Source organism: Pseudomonas sp. Irchel 3A7 (assembly GCF_900187565.1).
Taxonomy (GTDB): domain Bacteria; phylum Pseudomonadota; class Gammaproteobacteria; order Pseudomonadales; family Pseudomonadaceae; genus Aquipseudomonas.
Genome location: NZ_FYED01000021.1, coordinates 78,703 through 98,411 on the forward strand (window position 1 = coordinate 78,703; position 19,709 = coordinate 98,411).

17 protein-coding genes are annotated in these 19,709 nt (G+C 60.4%); 6 read left to right on the top strand and 11 right to left on the bottom strand.

What is annotated here, in order from left to right; genetic code table 11:
- Window positions 1–159: 159 nt before the first annotated feature.
- The 3 genes from dxs to CKW21_RS28825 form a co-directional block, all read right to left on the bottom strand.
- On the bottom strand, window positions 160–2,058 hold the full coding sequence (dxs, locus tag CKW21_RS28815; protein ID WP_095197207.1) for a 1-deoxy-D-xylulose-5-phosphate synthase: 1,899 nt from the start codon (window positions 2,056–2,058) through the stop codon (window positions 160–162).
- A 91-nt stretch (window positions 2,059–2,149) separates the two neighbouring features.
- Window positions 2,150–3,037: a (2E,6E)-farnesyl diphosphate synthase gene (ispA, locus tag CKW21_RS28820; RefSeq protein ID WP_095197208.1), complete on the bottom strand. Its 888-nt coding sequence runs from the start codon at window positions 3,035–3,037 to the stop codon at window positions 2,150–2,152.
- Window positions 3,034–3,276 (bottom strand): exodeoxyribonuclease VII small subunit, encoded by a 243-nt coding sequence (locus CKW21_RS28825; protein ID WP_007894317.1) that lies wholly within the window; start codon window positions 3,274–3,276, stop codon window positions 3,034–3,036. Before CKW21_RS28825 ends, ispA begins: the two co-directional genes overlap by 4 nt.
- 482 nt (window positions 3,277–3,758) lie before the next feature.
- On the opposite strand from CKW21_RS28825, the gene CKW21_RS28830 reads away from it, so the two are divergent.
- The 6 genes from CKW21_RS28830 to CKW21_RS28855 are packed head-to-tail and all read left to right on the top strand — an operon-like array spanning window position 3,759 to window position 13,926.
- Window positions 3,759–4,547, top strand: a complete 789-nt coding sequence (locus CKW21_RS28830) for a YfaP family protein (protein WP_095197209.1) — start codon at window positions 3,759–3,761, stop codon at window positions 4,545–4,547.
- Between the two features lie 35 nt (window positions 4,548–4,582).
- A complete protein-coding gene (locus CKW21_RS28835; protein WP_095197210.1) occupies window positions 4,583–6,307 on the top strand; it encodes a DUF2138 domain-containing protein in 1,725 nt (574 codons plus the stop codon).
- Entirely contained in the window at window positions 6,277–6,942 is a 666-nt protein-coding gene (locus CKW21_RS28840; RefSeq protein WP_095197211.1) for a DUF1175 domain-containing protein, read from the top strand. Before CKW21_RS28835 ends, CKW21_RS28840 begins: the two co-directional genes overlap by 31 nt.
- Window positions 6,939–11,495: an alpha-2-macroglobulin gene (locus CKW21_RS28845; protein WP_095197212.1), complete on the top strand. Its 4,557-nt coding sequence runs from the start codon at window positions 6,939–6,941 to the stop codon at window positions 11,493–11,495. The genes CKW21_RS28840 and CKW21_RS28845 overlap by 4 nt, the downstream gene beginning before the upstream one ends.
- A 1-nt stretch (window position 11,496) precedes the next feature.
- Window positions 11,497–13,113, top strand: a complete 1,617-nt coding sequence (locus CKW21_RS28850) for a DUF2300 domain-containing protein (protein ID WP_095197213.1) — start codon at window positions 11,497–11,499, stop codon at window positions 13,111–13,113.
- 3 nt (window positions 13,114–13,116) lie between these two features.
- Entirely contained in the window at window positions 13,117–13,926 is an 810-nt protein-coding gene (locus CKW21_RS28855; RefSeq protein ID WP_095197214.1) for a YfaP family protein, read from the top strand.
- A 19-nt stretch (window positions 13,927–13,945) separates the two neighbouring features.
- Here CKW21_RS28855 and CKW21_RS28860 read toward each other — a convergent pair whose 3' ends face one another.
- The 8 genes from CKW21_RS28860 to eutC form a co-directional block, all read right to left on the bottom strand.
- Window positions 13,946–14,248, bottom strand: a complete 303-nt coding sequence (locus CKW21_RS28860) for a type II toxin-antitoxin system RelE/ParE family toxin (protein ID WP_095197215.1) — start codon at window positions 14,246–14,248, stop codon at window positions 13,946–13,948.
- Window positions 14,238–14,477, bottom strand: a complete 240-nt coding sequence (locus CKW21_RS28865) for a type II toxin-antitoxin system RelB/DinJ family antitoxin (RefSeq protein WP_095197216.1) — start codon at window positions 14,475–14,477, stop codon at window positions 14,238–14,240. Before CKW21_RS28865 ends, CKW21_RS28860 begins: the two co-directional genes overlap by 11 nt.
- A gap of 444 nt (window positions 14,478–14,921) precedes the next feature.
- Window positions 14,922–15,668: a S24 family peptidase gene (locus CKW21_RS28870; protein ID WP_095197217.1), complete on the bottom strand. Its 747-nt coding sequence runs from the start codon at window positions 15,666–15,668 to the stop codon at window positions 14,922–14,924.
- Window positions 15,669–15,890: 222 nt separating this feature from the next.
- Window positions 15,891–16,418 (bottom strand): inorganic diphosphatase, encoded by a 528-nt coding sequence (ppa, locus tag CKW21_RS28875; RefSeq protein ID WP_007933577.1) that lies wholly within the window; start codon window positions 16,416–16,418, stop codon window positions 15,891–15,893.
- A 113-nt stretch (window positions 16,419–16,531) separates the two neighbouring features.
- Window positions 16,532–17,344, bottom strand: a complete 813-nt coding sequence (locus CKW21_RS28880; RefSeq protein ID WP_095197218.1) for a zinc-dependent peptidase — start codon at window positions 17,342–17,344, stop codon at window positions 16,532–16,534.
- 6 nt (window positions 17,345–17,350) lie between these two features.
- Window positions 17,351–18,007 carry a DedA family protein gene (locus tag CKW21_RS28885; RefSeq protein WP_095197219.1) on the bottom strand — a complete coding sequence of 219 codons (657 nt, stop codon included), beginning with the start codon at window positions 18,005–18,007 and terminating at the stop codon, window positions 17,351–17,353.
- Between the two features lie 299 nt (window positions 18,008–18,306).
- A complete protein-coding gene (locus CKW21_RS28895) occupies window positions 18,307–18,768 on the bottom strand; it encodes an N-acetyltransferase (protein WP_095197221.1) in 462 nt (153 codons plus the stop codon).
- Window positions 18,769–18,882: 114 nt separating this feature from the next.
- Entirely contained in the window at window positions 18,883–19,707 is an 825-nt protein-coding gene (eutC, locus tag CKW21_RS28900; RefSeq protein WP_095197222.1) for an ethanolamine ammonia-lyase subunit EutC, read from the bottom strand.
- Between the last annotated feature and the right edge of the window lie 2 nt (window positions 19,708–19,709).

Consider the following 19,709-nt stretch of genomic DNA (forward strand, 5'->3'; position numbering starts at 1 on the left):
CCGTTGGTGCTTTGGAGCAAACACTGGTTTGAAAGGTACATAAGCAATGTGGGAGCGAGCCTGCTCGCGAAGGCGGTATGTCAGTCAGTTACCAAGTCGACTGACACTCCGCTTTCGCGAGCAGGCTCGCTCCCACAGGTTTTGCATGCATCCAGAGATTTACAGGTTGAGCAGTTGCAGGCGCTCGCGAATCGAAGCTTCGATCCCGGCTTCATCCAGTCCACACTCAGCCAGCATTTGCGCAGGCTTGGCGTGTTCGACGTAGATATCCGGCAAGCCCAGGTGCAGCACCGATTTGAGGATGTTTTCCCGGGCGAGGAATTCGCTGACCGCTCCACCGGCGCCACCCATGATCGCGTTCTCTTCGACGGTCACCAGCAGCTCGTGGCTGGCGGCGATTTCACGCACCAGTGCTTCGTCGAGGGGTTTGACGAAGCGCATGTCGACCACGGTGGCGTCCAGCTTCTCGGCGACTTTCAGCGCCTCGGCCAGTTGCACGCCGAACACCAGCAGGGCGACCCTGCTGCCCTGGCGGCGAACCACGCCTTTGCCGATTTCGATCGGTTCGAGGTCTTTCTCGATGGCCGCGTTCGGGCCATTGCCGCGCGGATAGCGCACCGCCGCCGGGCCTTCGTACAAGTGGCCGGTGGTGAGCATTTTGCGCAGCTCGTTTTCGTCGCTCGGGGTCATCACCAGCATGCCGGGGATGCAACGCAGGAACGACAGGTCGAAACTACCGGCATGGGTCGGGCCGTCCTCGCCCACCAGACCGGCGCGGTCGATGGCGAACAGCACGTCGAGGTTTTGCACCGCCACATCGTGGACAAGCTGGTCGTAACCGCGCTGCAGGAACGTCGAGTAGATCGCCACAACCGGTTTCGCGCCTTCGCAGGCCATGCCGGCGGCGAGGGTCACGGCGTGTTGCTCGGCAATCGCCACGTCGAAGTAGCGCAGCGGGAAGCGTTCGCTGAAGGCCACCAGGTCGGAGCCTTCCTTCATCGCCGGCGTGATCCCGACCAGACGTGGGTCGGCCGCTGCCATGTCGCACAGCCATTCACCGAATACACCGGAGTACTTTGGTCCACTGGCTTTTTTCGGCGCGGCGGCCGGTGCATCCAGCGGCTCAAGTTTGGTGATGGCGTGGTAACCGATCGGGTCGACTTCGGCCGGGGCGAAACCTTTGCCTTTTTTGGTGACGATGTGCAGGAACTGCGGGCCTTTGAGATCGCGCATGTTGCGCAGGGTGGCGATCAGGGTCGGCAGGTCGTGGCCATCGATCGGGCCGATGTAATTCCAGCCCAATTCTTCGAATAGTGTGCCGGGAACCAGCATGCCTTTTGCGTATTCTTCGGTGCGACGGGCAATCTCCCAGGCACCGGGCAGGCGCGACAGCACTTTTTTGCTGCCTTCGCGCATGCTGGCGTAAGTGCGGCTGGAAAGGATCTTCGCCAGATAGTTCGACAAGCCGCCGACGTTGCGCGAGATCGACATGTCATTGTCGTTGAGGATCACCAGCATGTTGGCGTCCACTTCCGGCGCATGGTTCAGCGCTTCGAACGCCATGCCGGCGGTCAGGGCGCCGTCGCCGATCACGGCAATCGCCTTGCGATCACTGTTCTGCAGCCGGGCGGCAATCGCCATGCCCAGCGCGGCACTGATCGAGGTGCTGGAGTGGCCGACGCCAAAGGTGTCGTACTCGCTCTCGGAGCGGCGCGGGAACGCGGCAATGCCGTCCTTCTGGCGCAGGGTGCCCATGCGCTCGCGGCGACCGGTGAGGATCTTGTGCGGATAAGCCTGATGACCCACGTCCCACACCAACCGGTCGTCCGGGGTGTCGAAAACGTAATGCAACGCGATGGTCAGCTCGATCACGCCCAGGCCGGCACCGAAATGCCCGCCGGTCTGACCGACCGTGTAGAGCAATTCCAGGCGCAACTCATCGGCCAGGGTTTCCAGCTCGGCTTCGCCTAACCGGCGCAGGCCGTCCGGCGTGTCGGCACGGTCGAGCAGGGGCGTGGTCGGGCGCTTGCGGGGAATCTCATGAAACGTCGTGGGCATCAGGCGAATCGTTATAGGTATAAAAGATGCGGCAGTTTACCTGATGCATCGGTCCCTGCCCACGCGTTGGTCTTTTTTGGCGGATACGCCGTCAGTTGCGGCGTTCGACGATATAACGGGCCAGGTCGCGCAAGGGCTCGGCTGCCGCGTCAAACGGTCGCAGGGCATGCAGGGCCTGATCGCGCAGTTCCAGGGCGTAGGCCTTGGCGGCGTCGAGACCGAGCAGGGACGGGTAGGTCGGCTTGTCGCGGGCAATGTCGGCGCCCTGGCGTTTGCCCAGGGTTTCGGTATCGCTTTCGACATCGAGGATGTCGTCCTGGACCTGGAACGCCAGGCCGATGGCCTGTGCATAAGTCTGCAGGGATTTGAGTTCGTCCTTCTCGGCACGGCCACTGGCCAGGGCACCGAGTTTGACGCTGACCTCGATCAGCGCGCCGGTCTTGTGCCGGTGCATGTATTCGAGGGCCTTCTGATCGAGTTTCAGGCCGACCGAGCCGAGGTCGATGGCTTGACCGCCGACCATGCCCGCCGGGCCTGCGGCCTGCGCCAGGGCACTGACCATTTGCAGGCGAATCTCGGCGTCGGCGTCGCTCAGGCGCGGGTCGAGCAGGGCGCTGAAGGCCAGGCTCTGCAAACCGTCGCCGGCGAGGATCGCGCAGGCTTCATCGAATTTCTTGTGAGTGGTTGGCTGACCGCGACGCAAATCATCATCGTCCATCGCCGGCAAATCGTCATGCACCAACGAGTAAGCGTGGATCAACTCCACTGCACAGGCCGCGCCATTGGCTTGCTCGGCCTTGCCGCCCAGCGCCTCGCACGCGGCGTAGGCCAACAGTGGACGCACGCGCTTGCCGCCGTTCATCACGCTGTAGCGCATGGCTTCGTACAAACGCGCCAGCTCCGGGCCCGGCGCGGTGAACAGGGTTTCCAGGGCCGCGTTGACACGGGTCTGGCTGGTCGCCGAATACGCTGCAATCATTCCGGTTGATCCGCGTCGAAGGGTTCCTCGGCCAACTCGCCATCGCGCTCGAGCAGCACCTGAACCTTTTGCTCGGCCTGGGCCAGCGCCGCCTGGCAATCGCGGGTCAGCCCGATGCCTTGCTCGAAAGCGGTCAACGAGTCTTCCAGCGACAATTCACCGTTCTCCAGACGCTCCACCAGCGTTTGCAGGTCGGCGAGGGACTGTTCGAAATCCAGTGCAGCTTTTTTGCGGGCCATGGCGGCGATTTCCGGTTGACGTTAAACCGGCGCGACACTAGCAGATAGGGGGTTTATGGGCAAATGAACGGGGGATTTCGGCACTACTGTTTTTGGGGTGGAGCCAATCCTGTGGCGAGGGGATTTATCCCCGTTCGACTGCGCATCAGTCGTAAATCCGGACAACGCATACTGTCGGATCTGACGTTAGGGGCCGCTTCGCAGTCCAACGGGGATAAATCCCCTCGCCACAAACTGAGTGGCGACTCGACTCTACGGTTATTCGGCTCATTTTGTGAGCCGAATAGGAGCCCTAATCGGCTCACCGTGATTCCTCCCGCAAATCCAGACGCATCCGATTGTTAAAAAACACCCGCCCGTCTAACCTTCGTGCCATATCAGACCCTCTATTCCCGGGTCTTTCAGACGAAACGCAGTATTCGCCTCTGTAACGCGCCGAGGATCAGGCGCAAGGTTTCGTCATGCATGGCAGGAGGCGTCACATGCGTTCATTCCTTTTGCTGCTGATCGGGCTGGCCTGCACGCCGGCCTTGGCCGCACCGGGTGCCGAGTTGTCGGAGCCGGTGGGCGGCTGGCGCTTCAATGGCTTGCTGGATCGTACGGAAAACCCGCAAGTCGCCTATCCCACGCCACCCATTGACCGGGGCGTGCAGCGTAACCGCACGATGATCGAAGGCCAGCTCAAGGCCATCGGCACGCAACGCGGTCCCCATACTCTGGCGGTCAATGGCAACCCACTGAATCTGTACACCGACGATCAGGGGCGTTTCGCCCGGCCGTACGCGTTCGGTGCCGGTTCCAACAGCGTCGAAGTGCGTAGCGCCGAAGGCCAGTCGCTCAAGCGCGTTCAATTCTATGAAGCCAACAACCTGCGCACGCCAGCGCGGATTCGCGTGGTGCTGGGTTGGGACGATCCGAAAGCCGAACTCGACCTGCACATCGTTACCCCCGATGGTCAGCATGCGTTCTGGGCTCGTCCGGCGATGAGCAACGGCGGTGGCCTCGACCCGGATGGCGTCGATGGGCCCGGCCCGGAAATGTTCACCATGACCGCGCCGCTGCATGGCACCTATCTGGTTTACGTGAACTATTGGGGCAACTTCGGCAGCGGCGGCTATAACTTCGATGAGGCCGGCAACCAGAACGAGGTGATCACCTCGCAGATCAATCTGGTGCTCAACGAAAACACCGTCGACGAGAAACGCGAGACCTTCATCGTGCCCTTGCGTGCGATCGGTGACCTGCTGCTGGTCAAGACATTCAACTATTGAGCATCCCGCACCACGGATGAATTGGGTTTGTATTCATGAGCGACAGCAATGATTCACCGGCAGCCCCCCCGGCCGCCGAAACACCGAGCGTCAAACCGTCACGCCGTTGGCCGGCCATTGTGGTCGGTGCGTGCCTGGTCGCGGGCGTGGCCGCCGGCATGGGTTGGTTGATGCAAAAAAGCAAAGCCCCGGCCCCGCAACTGGCGGCTGAAAAACTCGGCATGAGCCGCCCTGATGGCTTGCTGGAAACCCGTTCCCTGAGCCAGTTGCCCAAGGACTTGCTGGCAGTGCCGTTCCTCAAGGCAACCCTGACCGAAGATTTCGTCTTCTATTACGAAACCCACGCCGACCGCCTCGGGCTGATCGGCAGTCTGCGGCGGATCATTTACGAACACGACCTGAAGTTGCAGGACACGTTGGTCGAGCAGCTCTTCGATCAGCCGGCCGATGTGGCGCTGTGGCGTGGGGCGGACGGGCGGCTCAGGGATTTCCTGTTGGTGATGGATCGCGGCGGCCTGGCCAAGGTGCTCGAGCCCCTGGCGAAGGTGGCGCTGGATGATTCGCAACTGAGCAAGATCGCTGACGTGAAAGTCGGCGCCGATGACGTAGCGCTTTATCAGCTCACCTACAACGCCAGCAAGGCGCTGCTGTTTGCCTCCCATGGCGACAAACTGGTGGTGATGTCGAATCCGACCAAGCTCTACGATCCACAAAGCGGGGTCACGCAAGAGTCGGGCAGTGTGTCGACCCAAGCCATTGCCGCGCTGCTCAACGGCGACAAATTGTTCCCTGAAGCCTTCGGTCTGCAACGCCGTGCACCGGAGGTCAAGCAGCGGCTATCGGTCAATGCCAGTGTGTTGGCCATGGGCTACCAGCGTTTTATCCCGAACTTTGCCGGCCTGCGGTTCGACATGGACGACAAAGGCTGGCACAGCTTCCTCGCCATGGACGAACTGGACAACCAGCCGGATTTCGATTTCAAACCGATCTGGCAAGCCATGCCCATGGGCGCCAGCGCTTGCGTGGCCTTGCCGCTCGCTGTCGAACACCAGAAGCCGTTGCTGGTGAAACTTGGCGCCGAAGAGAACACAGCCCAGGCGTTGATCGAGCACATGGCGGGTGCCGCGGGCCTGTGCTGGTACGCCGATTCGCGGCTGTACACGCCGTTGCTGGTGGCCAGCCTCAAGGATGAAGGCAGCGCCAGACTCGATGGTGATCTGGGCAAGCTGTTCGGTTCGATGGTGGGCGCTTATGAAGGCAAGGTCGAAGAACATGCGTTCCCGGTCGTCGAGAAACAGGAAGGCACAACCCACCAATGGCAGCGCCAGGTCAGTTCCAATTTCGGCCCGTATGCCGCCAAGGACGCCGAGCAGCCAGACGCAATCAGCGGTAAGGCGTTTATGCGCGTGAGCCTGGCGCGGCATGGTTCGACGTTGCTGTTTTCCCTCGACGACAAGCTGGTGGGCAAGGCGCTCGGCACCCTCGACAAACGCTTCCCGCCCATGGCGGATGTGGTGCCGAAAGACCTGCTGATGCCGGTTTACTTCGGCCCGGATTCCATGGCGCAACTGATGCAGCAGGAAACCCTCGATAGCCTGCCCCAGGACATGGAGCCGGTGTTCTATAACGCCGCGAAAACCTACCTGATCCCCAAACTGCGCACGCTCGGCGGCTACGGCAAGTACGCCCTGACCCTGCCCGAAGGCAGCGAACCCGACGGCCACTGGCAATGGCTGCCGCTGGAGTGGAAAGCGCTGTGACTGGACTGATCCGAAGCTTCGGCCTGTTGGCGCTATTGCTCACGGGGCAGGTATTGGCCACCGAAACGCCGGTGCTGGATGTGCAGCAATCCCAGGTGTTCCGCGCCTGGTTCGTGCGCATCGCTCAGGAGCAACTGACTCAAGGCCCGAGCCCGCGCTGGTATCAGCAAGACTGCGCCGGGCTGGTGCGCTTCGCCGCCAATGAAGCCTTGAAGGTCCACGACGACAAATGGCTGCGCAGCAACGGTCTTTCCAATCGCTACCTGCCGCCGGAGTTGCAACTGAGCGATGCCCAGCGCGGCCTCGCCCAGCAATGGCAACAGGGCGGCGGCAAGGTCGGGCCGTACGTTAACGCGATCAAGCTGATTCAGTTCAACAGTCATCTGGTCGGTCGTGACGTAGCCCAGGCGCGGCCCGGTGACCTGATGTTTTTCGATCAGGGTGACGACCAGCACCTGATGATCTGGATGGGCCGCTACATCGCCTATCACACCGGCACCACGACTCCCACCGATAACGGCATGCGTTCGGCAAGCCTGCAACAACTCATGACATGGAAGGACACCCGATGGATACCCGATGCCGCCAACCCCAACTTCATCGGTGTCTATCGACTGAATTTTCTCTCCCAATGATCGGTGCGCGCATGCTGCGTTTTCTGCCTCTGCTGTTGGTTATGGCGCTGCCTTTTTCGGCGGTGCAGGCCGAAGACACCGTCGAGCCGAGCGGTTATACGCCGGTGGCCGGTGAAAGTTTTTTCCTGCTGGCCGACAGCAGTTTTGCCAGTGACGAACAGGCGATGGTGCGCCTCGAAGCGCCCGGTCGCGACTATCGCCGCTTCCGCATGGAGCCTTACGGCGGTGCGGACATTCGGGTGTACCGGATCGACAAGCCGCTGGACTTCCTCAAGCGCCAGAAGAACCTGCACCGTGTGGTCAGCGATGGCCAGTTCAAGGGCGAAGGCCTGTCGAACACTCTGGCGTACCTGTGGGACAACTGGTATCGCAAATCCCGTCGGGTGATGCAGCGGGCGTTTTCCTACGAGTCGCGGAAACAAGTCACCGAGGAAGTGCCGGAGCTGAAAATGGGCGGCGCCATGGCCGCGCCAACGCCCTACGACGCGCAGCCGCAATTCGCGTTGATTCCTGGCCTGCCGGTGGTCAGTCAATTTCGTTATCCCTTGTGGCAAGCCAAGCCGATCCAGCCTCCGGCCGGTGTGAATCTGGCCGGGTCCTCCAGTGAGTTCGTCAGCGTCGCGCCCGGCAACGTCTATATCCCGCTGGGCAACCTGAAACCGGGTCTGTACCTGGTGGAAGCGCTGATCGGCAAGTACCGCGCGACCACCATGGTCTTCGTCTCCAACACCGTGGCGGTGAGCAAGATTGCCGGCGATGAATTGCTGGTGTGGGCCGCGCGCAAACACGAAGGCAGTTCGGTGCCCAAGGTCAATGTGCTGTGGACCGACGGCCTGGGCGTGATGAGCAGCGGCACCACCGATACCGAGGGATTGTTGCGCCTGAAACACATCAGCCCCGAACGTTCGTTCGTGATCGGTGAGGACGAGGAGGGCGGTGTTTTTGTCTCGGAAAACTTCTACTACGACAGTGAGATCTACGACACCAAACTCTATGCATTCACTGACCGACCGCTGTATCGGCCGGGGGACTGGGTGTCGCTGAAAATCGTCGGCCGCGAGTTCAAGAATGCCCGGGATTCGGTGCAGCCAGCGGCCGCCGACGTCAACTTGACCGTGCTGGATGCGACCGGTACCGCACTGCAAAGCCTGGACTTGAAACTCGATTCCAAGGCCGGCACCCAAGGCCGTTTCCAGTTGCCCGACAATGCCGTGGCCGGTGGATATGAGTTGCGGTTCAACTACAAGGACCAGGCCTACAGCAGCGCCTTCCGCGTGGCGGAATACATCAAGCCGCATTTCGAGATTTCGCTGAACCTGGCCAAGCAGGATTACCGCACCGGCGAACCGGTCAAGGGCAACCTGGTGCTGCTGTACCCGGACGGCAAACCGGTGGCCAGCGCCAAGCTCAGCCTGAGCCTGCGCGCCCAGCAATTGTCGATGGTCGATAACGAACTGCAATACCTGGGGCAATTTCCGGTGGAGCTGACCAGCACCGAATTGACCACCGATGCCAAGGGCAACGCCACCCTCGACCTGCCGGCCGCCGAGAAACCGAGCCGCTACATGCTCACCGTGTTCGCCAGCGATGGCGCGGCGTATCGGGTCAAGACCACGAAGGAAATCCTCATCGATCGCGGTGCAGCGAATTTCCGCTTGAGCGCACCACAGCGCTTCAGTGCAGTGGGCGACAAGGTGGCGTTCAGTTACGCCAATGAAAGTGAGCAAGCCCAATCGGTTGCGCCGAGCAGTTACGGCTGGGTACGACTGGAAGATCAGAGCACCGGCGACGGCAAACTGACGGCCACCGATAAAGGCTTCATCCTGGCCTTCGAGCGTCCGGGCACTTACAACCTGACCCTCAGGGATGACCACGGCCGAACCCTCGGCGCTACCGGGCATTCAGTCACCGGCGACGGTGTCAAAGCGGTACCCGGCACCGTGGAAATCGTCCTCGACAAGCCTGAGTACAAGGCGGGCGATGAAGCGTTGGCGCTGATCACCTTCCCCGAGCCGATCAGCGATGCACTGCTGTCGCTGGAGCGCGACAAGGTCGAGGCCACCGCGTTGCTCTCCAAGGGCGGTGACTGGCTGCAGATGGAAAAACTCAGCGACACCCAATACCGCGCCCGCATCCTGGTGAAGGACAGCTTCACGCCGAACCTGACGTTCTCGGTGCTGTACACCAAGGGCGGTCAGTACAGCTTCCAGAACGCGGGCATCAAGGTGATCGCGCCGCAGATCGACGTGGCCATCGCTACCGACAAGGACACCTATCGGCCCGGCGACACCGTGTCGGTGGATCTGACCACGCAGTTTGCCGGCAAGCCGATCCCGGCGCATTTGACCGTCAGCGTAGTCGACGAAATGGTCTACGCGCTGCAACCGGAAGTGGCGCCGAGCATTGACCAGTTTTTCTACCATCCACGGCGTAACAACGTGCGTACCAGCGCCAGCCTGTCGTTCATCAGCTACGACGTCGCGCTGCCGGGCAGCCCAGGTGCACCGGGCAAGGCCAACCGCAGTGAGCGCGGGGTGAAAGTGCTGGAGCGGCCGCGTCGTGAAGACGTCGATACCGCTGCGTGGCAACCCGAGCTGGTGACCGATGCCAACGGCAAGACCCGGATCACCTTCAAGATGCCCGACTCCCTGACCCGCTGGCGCATCACCGCCCGGGCCATCGCCGATGACGGTCAGGTCGGGCAGAAAAAGCAGTTCGTGCGTTCGGAGAAACCGCTGTACCTGAAGTGGAGCGGGCCGAGTAAATTCCGTACGGGCGACAAGCCGGATCTTGGTGTGTTCGCCTTCAGTCAGGCCGAAAACCCGGTCAAGGCTGAGCTGGTGACTCATTATGCGGGCAGCGAACAACGCGTTCCGGTCACGCTCAATAGCGGCATCAACTACATTGCGCTGCCGGCGTTCGAATGGGCCAGTGGCGAGTGGACCGCCGAACTTGTGCAGGACGGTAAAACCGCCGATGCCCTGGCCGTGCGCCTGACCGCGAGTGGCGAAGGTTGGCAGGTCACGCAAAGCCAAAGCCTGGACGTCGCCAGTGGTGACACACCGCTGATCCTGCCGGCGGATGCCACGGATATCCGCTTGCGTCTGGATGACAGTCCGCAAGCGCTGTTCCGTTCGGCCCTTGATGATCTGCTGAGCTATCCGTACGGCGGCGTCGAGCAGACCGCCAGTCGCCTGCTGCCGCTGAGCATCGCTTATCCAGCCCTGTCGTCGAATCCGCAGATTCGTGATCGCCTGCGCCTGATCATGCAGAACAGCCGCTTGCGACTGGTGCAAATGGCCGGGCCGTCGGCGAGCTTCACCTGGTGGGGCATGGACGGCGAGCCGGACGCGTTCCTCACTGCCTACGCCTATTACGCCGACTGGCACGCCAGCCAAGTGCTGGAACTGAATCTGCCGCCGGAACATTGGCAGCGGGTGCTGGAGGTCTACGCCAAGCAGGCGAAAAACACGCCGCTGTTGCAGCGTGCCTTGATCCTGTCGTTCGCCAGACAAATGCAGTTACCGGTGAGCACCTTGCTCGCCGGCTTGATGGAGGAGCTGGCGCAAGCCGGCGAGGGCAACGCCGCGAACATGATGGATGCGGGAGACGACAGCCTCGTCATGAGCGATCCGGATTCGGCGCTTGGTCTGGCGGCTGCCCGGGTAATGACGGCCTCGCTGGCCAAGCAATCGAAGGTCGCTCTGCCGGACGCTTTCAACCGACAACTGGGCGACGCACAACAGCGATTGGCCGTCAGCTCCCTGCCGTTTGCCGAAGCCTTGAACCTGTCGCTGCAAGCCTTCGATCAGGTCCGCGCGACAGCGTTGCTGCAACGTTTGTTGCCGCAACAATCAACTCTGGAACGGGCACTGGCCCTGACCTGGCTGCAACGTAGCATCGAACAGACTGCACCCGCCGTGGCACTCACTCCGGGTGAAAGCTGGAAGCAGGCGCGAGGTGTGACCGGCGAGGTGTACTGGCAGTGGCAGGGCGCTCAGATACCCACCCTGTTGTCACTGACCGGTGCGCAAGAACGTCCGCTGCGCGCTGCCTTGAGTTTCCGGACCCGGCAACCGCAAGTTGATCCAATGGCCGTGAGCATCACCCGACGCCTGTCGCGACTGGTGCCGGGGGACGAGGCCTTCACCTTCAAGCTCGAACCGGTTGGCACCGCGCCGTTGTCCAGCGACAGCCTGTACCTGGACGAAGTGATCCTCACCAGCAAGGCCGCGAAACCGTTGCGCTATGGCTTGCTCGAAGTGCCGCTGCCACCGGGTGCGGATGTCGAGCGTACGACATGGGGCATCAAACTCATGGGCAAGGCCGGCACCGAACCGACGGCGCTGGAAAAAGCCCGTTTCGAACCGGGGCAGCTGGCCTATGCGGTGCCGGTGGATGCGTTGAGTGGGGAACTGCGTCTGCGGCATTTGGTGCGATTTTCGCAAAAGGGGCAGTTCAACCTGCCGCCCGTGCGTTTCACCCAGGTGTATGCACCGCAGCATCAGGCCCAGGAACAGAAACCGGCGCTCGGTCAGGTCACGGTCCACTGACATGCTCCGGCTTCTGGTCTGTTGGGTGTGTTTGATTCCTGCGCTGACCCTGGCGCAGGACGAACCTTTGCGTCTGGCGTTCAAGGGCGAATTGTTGTCGTTGAACAGGACTCAGCTGCTGTCGCGCGAGCCGTTACCCGATACGTTGCAGACGCCATTGGGCAGTGTTTGGAAGCTGTTTGTGTACGGCTGGCTGGTGGACACCGGCGCACATGAACCGGCGTATGAATGTCGCGGGCAATCCAAAGAGGAAGTGTATTGCTGCACTGCGGGCGGCACGATCGAGCGTGATCAGGCGCTGGTGAAATCCTGTGGCTTGTATTTCGAGCCGGGGCGATTGGGTATTTCTGGCCCGGACTGGCGAGCGTATTGGCAAGCGCAACAGGCACCAGAGTGGCTGCTGAACTTGTCGTTATTACAGCCGGCCACCCGGGTGTCGGTTGCGGAATTGCTGCGCGTGTTGGCGGTGATGCCGGCGCAGGAACAGGCGCGACGAGTGCTGCTCGATGTGGTCTTGAATGCCGCCGACGGCAACGTCGTGGGCGAACTCGGCAGCCGCTTGCGGGTGAAGACCTGGAGCTGGCTGGGGGATCAGGATGCTGCCTCGCGCCAGGGTGGATTCGCTGGCTGGACAACGGACGGCGCGCCGATCTGGGCCGGTGGGCGCGGAACCAGTCAGCGTGTATTGCGTGATTACGCGGAGGCGTTGTCGGCAGTCGTGCCTGTTGGGTGGCCCTCCGATGCGGGGCGTTGCGTTGAAGTCGGCCTGTTCTCCCGCTATCCACTTGAACGGGTACTGTCGGGCAACAGTGAAGTGCGCTCGGGGCAGCTGCTAGGGGATTACCGCGTCGAATTCACCAATGGCAATCAACTCGCTATCCACAGCGACGGCGAGCTGTTTTTACTCAAGGACAAGCTTGTCGCCCGCCTGGACCGCGAAGAGTACGTCGCCCGCGTGCTTCAGCGCGAAGCCACACCCGAACCCGTCGAAGCCGCCAAAGCCCTGGCCGTGGCCATCCGCACCTACCTGCTGCAAAACGCTGCGCGCCATGGCGATTGCCTGAGCATCGACGACAGCAGCCAGCGCCAGCGGGTCGCCCCGCGTCCGGCCTCCGTCGAGTCGCGCAAAATCGCCGCATGGACCAGCGATCTGGTATTGGCCGGGAGTACCGTTACCTACCACTCCGACCAACCCGCCCCGGACAAGTTGTCCTGGCAGCAAGCCGTCGAACAGGCCAACGCCGGCCAGCGTTACGACGCCATCCTTCTGCACGCCTACCCGCGCGCCAGCCTCAGCCGTTGGGACAATCCGGTCGCCTCCTGCGAAGCGTTGCCCGCCGCACAGGACTGGCTGCAGAAGCAGCGGCGCGGCTGGCGCCCGAAACTGGAAAGCGAAACCGGCTACAACGAAGTCAGCACCTTTGCCGTCTGCCGCCTGACCTTCGGCCGGCCTTACGTCGACCGCGAACGCCAGCGTATTTACGTGCGCGGTGTGCTCTCGCTGCAGGACCGCCTCGATCTGACCCACGAATACCTGCACCTGGCCTTCGAAGCACACCCCAATGGCCAGGATGAAACCTACATCGAAGGGCTCGCCCGCCACCTTTTGCTGGAATAGACCATGACACTCCGCTTTCCACAGCTCTTGCTGTTGCTCTGTTCATTGTCGGTTTTGCCGCTGGCAGTGGCGCAAGGCGTCAAACTCGATACCCCTGCAGGTGGCTGGCGAACCGGCGCCCCTGAAGGTGAAGGCGAAAGCTTCCGCCAGGCCGTCAACTATCCGGCCTCTTTAGTCAATACGCCGGCTGGGCAAGCCAACACCGCACGCATCAGTGGCCAGATCAATGCCACACCCAAGAACAACGAACCCGGCCGGCTGATCGTCAACGGCGTCAGCATGCCACTGAAAATCGATCCCGCCGGCCGCTTCGATCGCCCGTTCTCGTTCCCCAACGGCAGCAACAGCGTCGAAGTCCGCAGCCCCGACGGCCAACATCGCCAGCGCACGCAGTTCCTCAACGTCAGTGGCGGGGCGACACCTGCCAAATTGCGCGTGTTGCTGGCCTGGGACAGCGACGGCACCGACCTCGACCTGCACCTCATCACCCCCGACGGCGCCCACATCTGGTACGGCGACCGCGTCGTAGCCAACGGCGCGGCACTCGATGTCGACGTCACCACCGGCTACGGCCCGGAAATCTTCGCCATGCCGGCGCCGATCAAGGGGCAGTATCTGGTGTATGTGAACTACTTCGGTGGAGGCTATCGCAGTGATGAAGAAGGGCGGGAGGATGCGGTGCAACCGCTGACGACCGCTCAGGTGACGGTGATTACTGAAGAAGGGACGCCGAGCGAAAAGATGGAAACGTTCCTGGTGCCGATGCGGGCGGTGGGGGAGTTGACGTTGGTTAAGGGGTTTAGTTATCCGTGAGGGGGGTGATGGAATGCAATCAGTCAGCACCCTGCTGACCGATTCGATCCTGTGCATCTTGGTATGCAGTCTCTCGTTCGCGTTTTCCAATTGCAATCACAAATACCACAACCTCTTGATCAAGCACTTGATAGATCAATCGATAGCCGGCACTGCGCAGCTTTAACTTGTAGCAATCAGGCAAATTACGAAGTCGGTTGGCCTCGATGCGTGGGTTCTCCAACACCTCAGCGAGTTTCTTTTTGAACTGTTGGCGCAGGGAATCGCCCAGTTTGTTCCACTCTTTTAGCGCGCGACGATCAAATTCAAGGCTATAGGTCATCCAGGCTTACTTTCACTCGCTGGGGGGCGGCAAGGCGTTCTGTGACGACTGCAATAAGCGCTTCATCTTCTTCGCTAAGCAATGCAGCTTTGAAAGGCAGTTTTCCTCGCTCCGCGACGTACTGAAGGGTTTGGCGCAAAAGCTCGGAGGGGGTAACACCGAGTTTTTCCAGTTCAGCAAAGGAGCGCTGTTTCAGCTCATCGTCGATGCGGATATTGATAGATGCCATGGTGAAATACCTGTAATGACGTTTGTCGTTACGTTAGCAATTGCTTACCGCTCCGACAACCCTCAAGCAGTGATTTCAGACGATGGGTCTACTTTATTTCGGACATTAAAAAGCCGGCTTGTGGCCGGCTTCTCGGGGACTGGCTTGGTTCATTTTTGGTAAACCGCGCCAGCCTTCAAAACGTACACCCGGATCTTGCGTCCGGCTGTGGGACTTGGCGAGAAAGTCATCTGCCTTGTCGGTGCGATCTGGGCCTCAAGAAAGGGTCGATGCGCAAATGTGGGGCGCAGCATACTGATTTTTTTGAGGAATTCCCAGCTTGGTATGCGGATTAGAGCGTTGGGATTGCTCAGGTCTGACAATCGGATTGGCATTGTCCGGTGAATGTTCCATCGCATTCGCGGGCAAGCCTCGCTCCTACAGCGCGTGGCTTGCTGCTCAGCATCACAGAAACGGCACCGGTGGCCTGCGTTTGTTCAGTGTCGACCACCAGAACACCCAGCCCAATACCCTGATGTTCTGCTCTTCGATTTGCGCCGGCCTGAAGATTTCATCCGGGTGCTCGGCGCGGTTATGGCTGCGCAATCGCAGCGCGTTCCCCGGCATTCGGTGCAAGTATCGGATTCGCAGCATGCCGTCGTGTTCGATGGCATAGATCTCGCCATCCACAATCTGGGTCAGGCCGCGGTCGATGGCCAGGGTCGAGCCGTCTTCTATGCGTTCGGCCATGCTGTTGCCAATCATGTGGATGCAGATCGCATCGACGTGGTTGATTTCCAGGGAGTCGAGGTGGCTGCGGGGCAATCGGATGGATTGGCCAGGGTCTTCGACGACGTGGGTTTTGCTGGAGCCAGGGGCTGTGGGGGTTTCCTTGTAGAGGGGGAGTTCGACGTCGGTGGGCTCGATAACCGTGTAGACGCCGCGAATGGCCTGTGCGTCGAAGGTATTGCCGGAGTCGTCGTGCAGGCGCAGGTGCGCGGCGTCTTTCGGGCCATCGCCTGTTTTCAGCCATTCGCTGTTGACGGACAGCTTTCTGGCGACTTCTTCCATGCAGTGGGCGGGCACACCGCGGGTGTACCAGTTATGGACATTTTGCGGGGCCGTGTTCAGGAATTCGGCAAACCCGGTTGTCGTGATGTTGGCTAATCCAAGGAGTGCTTTGAAGCGAGGGCCGCTAGTGTTCTTTTTCATAAACACGAGTCTACTGGCGCGGCATAAGGCTTTGAATAAACGAGCTGTTCAAATTTCGAGGGAAATTTACGACCGGATGTAAGACGTTCTTGAGGAAAATTAAACAAAAAAACACCAAGGGAAGTCGTTTTAAACGAACCGTTTAAGCGGTGCTTTTCAAGCGCCCACAAAAAACCCCGGATCACCGGGGTTTTTCTTGAGGCGTGAAGCGGGAAGCCGCTCTTAGCCTTTGTAGGCAGCAACCGACTTGGTGATCGCGGCGCGGGCGGCGTCTGCGCCGTCCCAGCCTTCGATCTTCACCCATTTGCCTTTTTCGAGATCTTTGTAGTTCGCGAAGAAGTGCTCGATCTGCTGAATCAGCAGGGCTGGCAGATCGGTGTATTCCTTCACGTCCACGTACAGCTGGGACAGCTTGTCGTGTGGAACAGCGATGACTTTGGCATCGCCGCCGCCGTCGTCGGTCATGTTCAGGATGCCGACCGGACGAGCGCGGATCACGGAACCTGGAGCAACCGGGTAAGGGGTCACGACCAGCACGTCCAGGGGATCACCGTCGTCAGCCAGGGTGTTCGGGATGTAACCGTAGTTGGCCGGGTAGAACATTGGGGTGGCCATGAAACGGTCAACGAACAGGCAATCGCTGTCTTTGTCGATTTCGTATTTGATCGGCGCGTGGTTGGCCGGGATCTCGATCGCGACGTAGATGTCGTTCGGCAGGTCTTTGCCAGCCGGAATCTTGCTGTAGCTCATTGGGCGTTGCCCCCGTTAGTTGACCAAAAACACTTGGCCGGATTGACCAAAAAGTGGCGGCGATTATAGGCATATTCCTGGGTCGACGCCACGTACCAGAGAGGGTGTAGACCTTAGTCGTGTGCCTGATAGACAGGGTTCGTGGCCTGAAGTTGCCTCAGTCGGCCCAACGGATCTTGCCGGTAGAAAAGCTTCAGCTGCGCATACACCTGTGGATAAGCCTCGTGCAGCAAATCCGGGGCGCTGAAAAAATATTCGCTGGTGACGGCAAAGAACTCGGCGGGATTTTCGGCGGCATACGGATCGATGGCGGTTTCGGCGTCCGGATTGCGCTCCAGATGCCGGTCGAGGTCGTCGTAGGCCTCTTGCATGACCTTGGCCCACTCGCTGACGCGCATGTCGGCGTGCAGCGGCGGCAAGCCGTTGGCGTTGCCGTTGAGCATGTCGAGTTTGTGTGCCAGCTCGTGGATCACCAGGTTGTAACCTTCCCAGCCGCCGCTGGCCATGACGCCGGGCCACGCGAGGATAACCGGCCCTTGCTGCCAGGCTTCGCCGCTGTGTTCGCCGTCCCATTCGTGCTCGACACCGCTGGCGTCACGATGACGCTGAGGGCTGAGAAAGTCGTCGGGGTAGAGAATGATTTCGTGAAAACCCTGATACCAGTTCAGATCGCCCAGGTGCAGCAGCGGCAGTTGGGCCTGGGCGGCAAGCAGCAGGCGTTGCTCCTGATGCAGTTCGACACCGGGCAACGCGGTCAGATGTTTGTCTTGCAGGAATAGCACGCAGGCTTCGCGCAGCCACTGGTCTTCGGCGGCGCTGATGCCGTCAAGAAAACTCAGGTGATGGCGCACCCGTTGCCACATATCGTCGGCAATCGGGTGCCGGGCCAGGATGCGCCGGCGACGCCAGGCGCTCAGGGACCACATCGTGAATCAGCGCGGATGGGCTTTTGACGCAGCGTTGCCGAAGCGGCTGCGGATCACGCCGATGATCATCGGCACCAGCGATAGCAGGATGATCCCGACCACCAGCAACGACAGGTTGGATTTGATAAACGGTACGTTACCGAAGAAAAAACCGAGGGTAACCAGGCCACCGACCCAAAGAATCGTGCCCAACACGCTGAAGGCGAAAAACCGTGGGTAAGGCATTTTGGCGACACCCGCGACGAATGGTGCAAAGGTGCGGATGATCGGCAGGAAACGCGCCAGGGTCACGGTTTTACCACCGTGCTTGTCATAGAAATCGTGGGTTTGTTGCAAGTAGTCGCGACGGAAGATCTTCGAGTTCGGATTACTGAACAATCGCTCGCCGGCCGTTCGGCCGATGATGTAGTTGGTGCTGTCGCCGAGAATCGCCGCGAGCATCAGTAAACCGCCGAGCAGTACAGGGTCCATGCCGCCGCCGGCCGCTACGGCGCCAGCGATGAACAACAGCGAGTCGCCCGGCAGGAAGGGCATGACCACCAGGCCGGTTTCACAAAAAATCACCATAAACAGAATGGCGTAGATCCATGGCCCGTAGTTGGTGACCAGCAAATCGAGGTAAACATCGAGATGCAGGACTAGATCGAGCGGGTTGAAATCCATGGAGGGCACCTGTGATGACGGCCCGACTCGGCAGGCCTGTGCGGATGACTGCGCGCAAGGCTACAGACGGGAGTAATTTTTCTTACAAGGAGGAAAGGTCGGCATTATACGATTTGGCAGGTGAAAAGCGCGTCGAGATTGTAGCGGGGGATTTCGAGGGGGGCGACTGTAGGAGCAGCCGGCCGAGGCTCGATTGCTCGCGAAAATAACCAATGGTGCGACTGGGCATCTGATTTGACGCGTTATCGTCCACATTCATCGCGAACAGGCTTGCTCCTACAGTGTTATTAATTGTCGCCCTACAGCTCGTCGCTGATAGGCAATATGTAGTTCTTGAACTCGGTGTCTTCCTTGAATCCGATGGATTCGTAGGTTTTCTGCGCGACTTCGTTGTTGCTGCTGGTGGAGACACGCATGCGCACGGCATTGGTGTCCTTGGCCATTTTCTTCGCGGTGCGAATCAAGTGGTCGGCCACCAATTGGCGACGGGCGTCTTCGGCGACGTAAATGTCGTTGAGGATCCACACGCGTTTTAGCGACAGCGAAGAAAAGCTTGGATAGAGCTGGCAAAAGCCCATCAGTTTGTTGTCGTCCTCATCGGACAGCGCCAGGTAGATCACCGACTCCTTGCGACGCAGGCGTTTCTCGAGAAACGCCCGGGACGAGTCCGGATACGGCAGGGAACCATAAAACTCGCGATATTTGACGAACAACGGGGTCAGCAAATCCAGGTGTTCGAGGGTCGCTTGAATAATCCGCATGGTAGGTCTCGTCTTCAAGTGGCTGTCTTGCTTGCTTTGACGGCGACGGGAAACCCTGGCGGCCGTGCGTCGATCCTGCCTGAAACCGGAACGATAGTGCAATGCGGAAGCGGTTCAGGCATCCGGCGGACCCAGCAGGAAATTTCCTTTCATGTCCGCTCCCGCGTCCGACTCCAGCGTCTGAATCTGCGCTTCGTCCTTCAGATTGACCCCTGAGAGCTGTCGTTTGCAGGCTTCGCGCATCAGATAAAGCAATCGGTGTGCCGCCATACCGTAACTCAAGCCTTCAAGGCGCACGTTGGAGATGCAGTTGCGGTAGGCATCCGTCAGGCCGACCTTTGGATTGTAGGTGAAATATAACCCCAGGCTGTCTGGCGAGCTGAGGCCAGGGCGTTCGCCGATCAGGATCACCGTCATTTTGGCACCCAGCAGCTCGCCGATTTCGTCGGCCACTGCGACACGACCCTGTTCCACCAGGACCACTGGCGCCACCGACCAGTTTTCATTGCGGATCTGTTCTTCCAGTCGCGCCAGCAATGGCAGCGTATGGCGGTGGACAGCCAATGCTGACAAACCATCGGCGACCACAATGACCAGATCGACACCCCCTGGATGGGCCGAGGCATAATCGCGTAACGCATGTGCCGACTCGGTGCTCAACTTTCGCCCCAGATCAGGGCGTTGCAAGTAACTGTTCCGGTCTATCGCCGCGCTATGCAATAAAACACTGTCATGCCCGCGTTCAGCCAATTGCGAGCGCAAAGTCCCATGATCGAATGGCAAATGCACCGCATCGCGCGCCTGGGCGTGAGCGTATTGGAAGTCCAGCTGTGCACGGGTGGGCATGCTGGTGCCGGTACGGCCCAAGGCAATCCGCGCCGGGGTCAGGCGCCTCAGTTCCAGCCATGGGTTGTGCGGATCGAAGGGTAGTTTTTCCATAT

Coding starts and splice junctions, on each gene's coding strand:
- dxs (WP_095197207.1), bottom strand. CDS start 2,058: ATGCCCACGACGTTTCATGAGATTCCCCGCAAGCGCCCGACCACGCCC.
- ispA (WP_095197208.1), bottom strand. CDS start 3,037: ATGATTGCAGCGTATTCGGCGACCAGCCAGACCCGTGTCAACGCGGCC.
- CKW21_RS28825 (WP_007894317.1), bottom strand. CDS start 3,276: ATGGCCCGCAAAAAAGCTGCACTGGATTTCGAACAGTCCCTCGCCGAC.
- CKW21_RS28830 (WP_095197209.1), top strand. CDS start 3,759: ATGCGTTCATTCCTTTTGCTGCTGATCGGGCTGGCCTGCACGCCGGCC.
- CKW21_RS28835 (WP_095197210.1), top strand. CDS start 4,583: ATGAGCGACAGCAATGATTCACCGGCAGCCCCCCCGGCCGCCGAAACA.
- CKW21_RS28840 (WP_095197211.1), top strand. CDS start 6,277: ATGGCTGCCGCTGGAGTGGAAAGCGCTGTGACTGGACTGATCCGAAGC.
- CKW21_RS28845 (WP_095197212.1), top strand. CDS start 6,939: ATGATCGGTGCGCGCATGCTGCGTTTTCTGCCTCTGCTGTTGGTTATG.
- CKW21_RS28850 (WP_095197213.1), top strand. CDS start 11,497: ATGCTCCGGCTTCTGGTCTGTTGGGTGTGTTTGATTCCTGCGCTGACC.
- CKW21_RS28855 (WP_095197214.1), top strand. CDS start 13,117: ATGACACTCCGCTTTCCACAGCTCTTGCTGTTGCTCTGTTCATTGTCG.
- CKW21_RS28860 (WP_095197215.1), bottom strand. CDS start 14,248: ATGACCTATAGCCTTGAATTTGATCGTCGCGCGCTAAAAGAGTGGAAC.
- CKW21_RS28865 (WP_095197216.1), bottom strand. CDS start 14,477: ATGGCATCTATCAATATCCGCATCGACGATGAGCTGAAACAGCGCTCC.
- CKW21_RS28870 (WP_095197217.1), bottom strand. CDS start 15,668: ATGAAAAAGAACACTAGCGGCCCTCGCTTCAAAGCACTCCTTGGATTA.
- ppa (WP_007933577.1), bottom strand. CDS start 16,418: ATGAGCTACAGCAAGATTCCGGCTGGCAAAGACCTGCCGAACGACATC.
- CKW21_RS28880 (WP_095197218.1), bottom strand. CDS start 17,344: ATGTGGTCCCTGAGCGCCTGGCGTCGCCGGCGCATCCTGGCCCGGCAC.
- CKW21_RS28885 (WP_095197219.1), bottom strand. CDS start 18,007: ATGGATTTCAACCCGCTCGATCTAGTCCTGCATCTCGATGTTTACCTC.
- CKW21_RS28895 (WP_095197221.1), bottom strand. CDS start 18,768: ATGCGGATTATTCAAGCGACCCTCGAACACCTGGATTTGCTGACCCCG.
- eutC (WP_095197222.1), bottom strand. CDS start 19,707: ATGGAAAAACTACCCTTCGATCCGCACAACCCATGGCTGGAACTGAGG.